This is a genomic window from Paenibacillus sp. PsM32 (assembly GCF_030433815.1).
In the GTDB taxonomy this organism is placed as follows: domain Bacteria; phylum Bacillota; class Bacilli; order Paenibacillales; family Paenibacillaceae; genus Saccharibacillus; species Saccharibacillus kyungheensis.
Window position 1 is genome coordinate 21668 of the sequence record NZ_JARUWY010000022.1, and the last position, 7827, is coordinate 29494.

Genomic DNA, 7827 nt, shown 5'->3' on the forward strand with positions numbered 1-7827 from the left:
ACATGCCGTTAACATCTATGTTATAATTCCCTAAAGGAGGAGTGCCTTATGAACTTTGTTATACGTGGTCAACAAATCGATGTTACAGATGCTATGAAAGATTATGTGGACAAAAAGTTAGGCAGACTTGAAAGATATTTTGATTCACCTCCCGTTTCTGACGGAACGGTTACACTTAGTGTCAATCGTGGACAGCACACAGTAGAGGTTACAATCCCTCTCCCTGGACTTATTTTACGTGCAGAAGATCGCAGTGAAGATATGTATTCTTCGATCGACTCTGTAGTAGATAAGCTGGAACGTCAGATTCGCAAACATAAAACTAAATTAAATCGTAAATTCCGCCAAGAGGGAAGCTTGAAATCCTTCTTCGTAGAAGATCCTACAGCTGCTGCACTTGCTGTTGCTGAGGATGCGGATATTGAAAATGAATTAGATGAATTGGAAGTTGTACGTAACAAACGCTTCCTCCTAAAACCGATGGATGTAGAAGAAGCTATCTTGCAAATGAATATGATTGGACATACATTCTTTGTATTCTCCAATGTAGACACTCAAGAAGTAAACGTTGTTTATCGTCGTGACGATGGTAAATACGGATTGATTGAACAAGAATAAGTGATTATTGATATACAACCAGAGCCTTATCCTTCGGGATAGGCTCTTTTTACATGCAAAAATTGTACAACCCGCTCTACAGTGCGGTATAATAAGACTTGAACGATTTAAGAAACATTTTGTATTCTTTTGCGTAATAATGTAGAAGAGTTCTCAAAAAATGATGACGAACATCATATGGATATAGTCAGGCACGGGATATAGTGATCTTGTGTCCTATTGAAATTTTATCATATACCAAAAATGTATAGGAAATGCGCTGTTTTGTTGCGGCTTTTCCCTGAAACTGGTACAATTTATTGCAACTGAGGTTATTGAATAATCCCCCATAAGCGTTACGGTAATTGCATTATTCAATAATCTATCTCTGTTTTGCGCGAAAGGGGTAAACCATGCTAGGACTTGTGAAGAAAATTTTTGGCGATACCAATGAACGTGATGTTAAACGTCTATTGAAAACCGTCGAGATCATTAATAAAATGGAACCGGAATTTGAGGCATTGTCTCATGAGGAAGTACAAGCCAAAACGGCTGAATTCCGCGAACGTCTGGAAAAAGGAGAAACACTGGATCAACTATTGCCAGAAGCATTCTGTACTGTACGTGAAGCTTCCAAACGTGTGCTAGGCATGCGTCATTTTGACGTACAATTGATCGGTGGTGTCGCTCTGCATGAAGGAAGAATCGCAGAGATGAAAACAGGTGAAGGTAAAACACTTGTAGGAACACTTCCTGTATATCTAAATGCACTGGCTAGTAAAGGTGTGCATGTCGTTACAGTTAATGATTATTTGGCTCAACGTGATAGTCTACAAATGGGTCGCATTTATAACTTCTTGGGCATGACTGTAGGGGTTAACCTGAACGGTATGCAACATGACGAGAAGCAAGCGGCTTATGCTTGTGATATCACTTATGGTACAAATAATGAATTTGGATTTGATTACTTGCGTGACAATATGGTGTTGTACAAAGAACAAATGGTACAACGTCCATTGTACTTCTGTATTATTGATGAAGTGGATTCGATCTTGATCGATGAAGCACGTACACCACTTATTATTTCAGGACAAGCACAGAAATCAACTGAATTGTATTTTGCAGCAGACCGCTTTGTAAAAACATTGAAAATGGAAGAAGATTTCAATGTCGATATCAAAGTAAAATCTGTAGCATTAACTGAAAAAGGTGTTGAAAAAGCAGAGAATTTCTTCGGCTTAGAAAACCTATATGACAACAAAAATGTAACGATCAATCACCATGTAGTACAAGCGCTGAAAGCAAACACAATCATGCGTCGTGACGTGGATTATGTTGTTGCTGATGGCGAAGTATTGATCGTAGATGAATTTACAGGTCGCTTAATGGCGGGTCGTCGTTATAGCGATGGTCTACACCAAGCGATCGAATCGAAAGAATCTTTGAAAGTACAAAACGAAAGTATGACACTGGCAACAATCACGTTCCAGAACTACTTCCGTATGTACAAAAAGCTTGCAGGTATGACAGGTACAGCGAAAACAGAAGAAGAAGAATTCAAAAAGATCTACGGTCTAGAAGTACTTCAAGTACCAACTAACCGTGTGAATCAACGTGAAGACTTTGCTGATGTTGTCTATAAGAGCGAAGAAAGTAAATTCCGCGCTGTTGTTGACGAAATCGTTGTACGTCATGAGAAAAACCAACCGATTCTTGTCGGTACAGTATCGATTGAGAACTCTGAACGTCTTTCTGAAATGCTAAAACGTAAAGGTATTAAGCATCAGGTCCTCAATGCAAAATACCATGCAGAAGAAGCAGAAATTATTGCACGCTCCGGTCAACCAGGTACAGTAACGATCGCTACTAACATGGCTGGACGTGGTACAGATATTTTACTTGGTGAAGGTGTAAAAGACACAGGTGGCTTGCATATTATCGGTACAGAGCGTCATGAATCTCGCCGTATTGATAATCAGCTTCGTGGTCGTGCAGGTCGTCAAGGAGATCCAGGTTCTACACAGTTCTACCTTTCTCTAGGTGATGAACTAATGAAACGCTTTGGTGCAGATAATGTAATGAATATGATGGAAAAATTGGGCTTTGAAGAAGACCAACCGATTGAAAGTCGTATGATTACACGTGCTGTAGAATCTGCTCAAAAACGTGTTGAAGGTAGTAACTTTGATATGCGTAAAATCGTATTGCAATATGATGATGTGATGAACAAACAACGTGAAATCATTTATAAACAACGTCGTGAAGTATTGGAATCTGATAATATTCGTGAAGTTGTATTGCAAATGATTAAACCTTGTATTGAGCGTATCGTAGAAGTCCATTGTAATGATGATATTCCTGAGAACTGGGAACTTCAAGCGATTGCAGATTATGTGAACAATAACTTCTTGCAAGAAGGTACAATCACAGAACAAGAACTACATGAGCAAGAAAAAGAAGAGATGGTTAACTATCTGTTCGAGCGTGTAGAACTACGCTACTTGCAACGCGAAAAAGAAATTGGCGAAGAAATGGTTCGCGAATTTGAAAAAGTCGTTGTTCTCCGTGCAGTTGACCGTAAATGGATGGATCATATTGATGCGATGGAACAATTGCGTCAAGGTATTCATCTTCGTGCTTACGGTGGTACAGATCCTTTGCGTGAGTACCAATTTGAAGGCTTCGAAATGTTTAACCAAATGATCGCTGAGATTCAAGAAGAAGTAGCTACTTATGTTATGAGAGCACAAATTGCAAGTAACCAGGAACGCGAAGCGGTTGTGGATGAAAGCAAAATGAGCACAAGTGGTGGCGAAACGGCTGAAAAACGTCCGTCTCGTGAAGAACGTCGTCGTAGACGTAAATAATAAATCAATAGTCCGAAATGAATATAGATTGTTGTATCCCAAGAGACACTCACCATTATCGTGGGTGTCTCTTGTTGGATCAATCATCTTGTATACGGTATAACAGTTATATATGTATGCATTATTAAAGTGACCAAAAGAATGTTAAAGATTTTTGCTAAGCAAAATATCTATTTATTATGAAGAGGTGAGCGTACCAATGATCGATCCTAGTATAAAACATGATTTACGCGAAATGGCTACCAAATTATCTAACCTTAGGGGGTCTCTTTGACTTAGACCTCAAGCGTGAATTGATTGCTAACTTTGAAGAGAAGATGTCTGCACCAGGATTCTGGGATGACAATGAATCAGCTCAAGAAGTCATTTCTGAAATGAATGCTGTTAAAGGTGCTGTAGATGATTATCTAGAACTTCAGCAAGAGCATGATGATGCAAGTCTTATGGCTGAGTTAGCAGACGAAGAAGATGATGAGTCGCTAGCAAAAGAAGTAACAGAAAGTGTGAAAAAGCTTGTTCGCAAAATCGAAGCTTTTGAATTACAGTTACTGTTAGATGAACCGTATGATAGCTTAAATGCTATTTTGGAACTTCATCCGGGTGCAGGCGGAACGGAGTCGCAAGACTGGGGCGAGATGTTGCTTCGGATGTACAAACGTTGGGCAGAGAAAAGTGGCTTCAAAGTAGAAGTGATGGATTATCTAGCTGGTGATGAAGCAGGGATCAAAAGTGTTACGTTGCTGATCAAAGGGCATAATGCTTATGGTTATCTCAAAGCTGAAAAAGGAGTACATCGTCTTGTACGGATTTCTCCTTTTGATTCTTCAGGCCGTCGTCATACTTCGTTTGTCTCCTGTGATGTTGTGCCAGAGATTACGAATGATTCTACGATTGAAATTCGTACCGAAGATTTGAAAATTGATACGTACCGCGCTAGTGGCGCCGGTGGTCAGCATATCAATACAACCGATTCTGCGGTTCGGATTACGCATTTACCCTCTGGTGTGGTAGTAACCTGTCAAAGTGAACGTTCACAGATCAAAAACCGTGAGCATGCGATGACAATGTTACGTTCCAAATTGGTAGAACGTAAAATTGAAGAAGAACGTAAGCAATTGGATGAGATTCGCGGAGAGCAATCGGATATTGCTTGGGGCAGTCAGATTCGTTCTTATGTATTCCATCCGTATAGTATGGTCAAAGATCACCGTACTTCTGTCGAAACAGGAAATATCGGTGCAGTCATGGATGGAGATTTAGATCCATTTATCGATGGATATTTACGTAGTAAGCTCAAAATCGAAGTCGAATAATAATCGATTTTTTAAAGTCTGGTATGAGAGTTATCTTTCATATCAGGCTTTTTTTGCGCTTCAATAACGAGAAGAGGTCTATGTCTAGCCTGTAGTGATACAAGCATTACTCTATTTCATCCAAAAGATTGTTATAAAGCAAAACATCTCTGCTATACTACGGTGCTGTATGTTCTTTTCAAATAAATAGGGTTGCGTTAGAATAAGAAAGCTATGAGACTTTATGCAAAATAATGAGTACAGGAGAATATCAAAATGATCATGCAACCTCGTACAGGGCAACGCAGACGCAAGCCGCCAATGATTCCATTAACAGGACCTCTTCGTAACAGTTGGGATATTTTGTTGATCATCGTAGGCGCTTTTATTATGGCACTGACGTTTAACCTATTTTTATTACCTAATCATATCGCTTCAGGAGGGGTCTCCGGGATATCAATTATTGTCAATCAACTACTCGGGATTGAACCAGCGTATATTCAGTGGTTACTTAATATTCCTTTGTTTATTGCAGGTGTGATATTACTGGGTAGACAATATGGAATGCGTTCATTGATTGGGACAATTGTATTACCGCTATTTGTTTATCTGACAAGTAGTTTTCCTGTGCCTACGACTAACCCTTTATTAGCAGCATTATATGGAGGAATTGGAGTAGGATTGGGACTCGGGATCGTTTTCCGCGGGCGTGGTTCTACTGGTGGATTATCCATATTAGCGCAAATTATTCAAAAGTATACTGGATTTAGCATGTCTTTCTGTGTCATTTTGACAGACGGTAGTGTTATTGTATTCGCAGGGTTATTATTGAAGCCAGAACAAGCATTATATGCATTAATCAGTCTGTATATTACCAGCAAAGTGATCGATGCTGTTGAGCTTGGATTCAGCAATTCCAAAGTTGCTTATATTATTACCAATGATATTGAACAAATGCAGACAGCGATTCTAAATGATCTGGATCGTGGATTAACAAAGCTTAACGGTGAAGGCGGATATACAGGTGACGAACGAACTGTATTAATGGTCGTTATCGGGCAAAATGAAGCCAGTCGTCTTAAAACGATTGTACGTTCTGTTGATCCAGATGCTTTTGTTATTATCAGCAATGCTCAAGAAGTATTAGGTAAAGGATTCAAAATGACTGGATAAAATGAAAAAATCCTTTTCGCCATACCAGCTTAGAACTCATTAGGTAAGAGTTGGACGCTGAAAAGCGAAGAGGATTTTTTTATAATGTACCGGGTCAGAGCAATACATCACAAAAGTACTAGTTGCTATAGTTCTAATCATCTGTAATCTTATAAGCTAAAACTATTTTTGTAGTATGTATTAGTTAGCTTTTCTTTTCAAAAGATAAATGACGGTATAACCAATTGCTAAAATAGCTACACTGGCTAGACAAACAAGTACAAGCGGAATAGTAATAGTTCCAATTAATGAGTAACCGACAAGCAATCCGGTGAGAAAAGCAGAAATTAAATTAATTGCTATATTCCTCATCTATCCAATCCTTTCCCTTTATCAAGTATAGATCAATAGTAAAATGAAATGGTAAATAATGGTTTGTGGATATCGTAGCACGAAACAGATGCAAAATAAAGAGAATAGATGAGTAAGTTAAGCCGACTGATATAATTAGTAATATTAGTAAAAAGTAACGATTAAAAGTAAAAAAGACCTTTTCTGAAATTTAATCAGTTAAAGGTCTTTTATTCGTATATAATACAACTAAAACAGATAAGACGATGTATAGATGCATAAAAGGAATAAATTTATTCATAAAGTTGTATTTATATTAACATGGATGTATAATAATACACATCTTATTTATTCGGACTGAAATGGAAATTGTCGTTAGTAAAATGGAAAATTGCTTATACATGGATACAGTAGATTAATGATCTTATTTGAGTACAGGAGGAGTTCAGCTTGAATCCAACTAAACAAAGAGTAGCTATTGTAGGTTCCACCGGCTATGGCGGGGTGGAACTGATTCGTTTTTTACAGCATCATCCGCATGTCGAGATTACTTCGGTTATTTCTGCATCAAGCAGTGGAGCACCGATGTCAGATCAATTTCCTCATTTAGATAGCATTATTGATATGGAATTAGATGGAGTCGATGCAGTGGCAACGGCTGCCAAAGCAGATATTGTCTTTACCGCTACCCCTTCAGGAGTGAGTAGCACTTTAGTTCCACAATACTTAGAAGCAGGGTTGAAAGTGATTGATTTATCCGGTGACTTTCGCCTCAAAGATAGCAGTACTTATGAGCAATGGTATAAGCACGATGCACCTGAAGCTAATTATTTGGCAGAAGCAGTGTATGGGTTATGTGAGCAAAAGGGTAATGATGTACAGGATCAGCGTCTAATCTCGAATCCAGGTTGTTATCCTACGGCTACGTTGCTCGGATTAATGCCTGGTGTCGAAGCAGGTTGGATTGATCATAGTTCGATTATTATCGATGCGAAGTCTGGTGTATCCGGTGCTGGACGCGGAACCAGTCTAACCAGTCATTATGCAGAAATGAATGAGAATTTTAAAGCGTATAAATTAAACAAACATCAACATATTCCAGAAATAGAACAAGTATTGTCTGGTGTAGCGGGTGAGCCTGTTGTTGTTACATTCAGTACACAGTTGGTGCCAATGACACGCGGTATTATGTCTACTATGTATGCAACGATCAAAGGGCAACATAGCGAGCAGGATTGGATCGATCTTTATCGTGAGTATTACAGCGATCGTCCATTTGTGCGTATTCGCAAACAAGGTAACTGGCCTTCGACCAAAGAAGTAGCAGGTTCTAATTATTGTGATATCGGATTTGCTGTAGATGAGCGTACAGGACGCATCACGATTGTGTCTGTTATTGATAATCTCGTCAAAGGCGCAGCAGGACAAGCGATCCAAAATTTAAATCGTATGATGGGCTGGGAAGAAACACTAGGTCTAAAAATGGTCCCTGTTTATCCATAACGCTTGGCAGTATAAGCACGACCCAAGTCCAATAAAAAAAAGATTTTTGCAAAGCAAAATATCTA

5 protein-coding genes are annotated in these 7827 nt (G+C 38.9%); all 5 read left to right on the forward strand.

The features are described 5' to 3' along the window. The first annotated feature begins 48 nt into the window (after window positions 1-48). The 5 genes from hpf (at window position 49) to argC (ending at window position 7762) form a co-directional block, all read left to right on the forward strand. On the forward strand, window positions 49-618 hold the full coding sequence (gene hpf / locus QCD85_RS22800) for a ribosome hibernation-promoting factor, HPF/YfiA family (RefSeq protein ID WP_204827185.1): 570 nt from the start codon (window positions 49-51) through the stop codon (window positions 616-618). Window positions 619-1010: 392 nt separating this feature from the next. Next, on the forward strand, window positions 1011-3464 hold the full coding sequence (secA, locus tag QCD85_RS22805) for a preprotein translocase subunit SecA (RefSeq protein ID WP_273613733.1): 2454 nt from the start codon (window positions 1011-1013) through the stop codon (window positions 3462-3464). 199 nt (window positions 3465-3663) lie between these two features. Further along, a protein-coding gene (gene prfB / locus QCD85_RS22810) for a peptide chain release factor 2 (RefSeq protein ID WP_273613732.1) occupies window positions 3664-4777 on the forward strand; the annotation gives its coding sequence in 2 pieces (ribosomal slippage) (window positions 3664-3735 and window positions 3737-4777; 1113 coding nt in all). Between the two features lie 255 nt (window positions 4778-5032). Next, a complete protein-coding gene (locus QCD85_RS22815; protein WP_137225366.1) occupies window positions 5033-5929 on the forward strand; it encodes a YitT family protein in 897 nt (298 codons plus the stop codon). A 780-nt stretch (window positions 5930-6709) separates the two neighbouring features. Further along, on the forward strand, window positions 6710-7762 hold the full coding sequence (argC, locus tag QCD85_RS22820; RefSeq protein ID WP_301263975.1) for an N-acetyl-gamma-glutamyl-phosphate reductase: 1053 nt from the start codon (window positions 6710-6712) through the stop codon (window positions 7760-7762). Window positions 7763-7827: the final 65 nt, after the last annotated feature.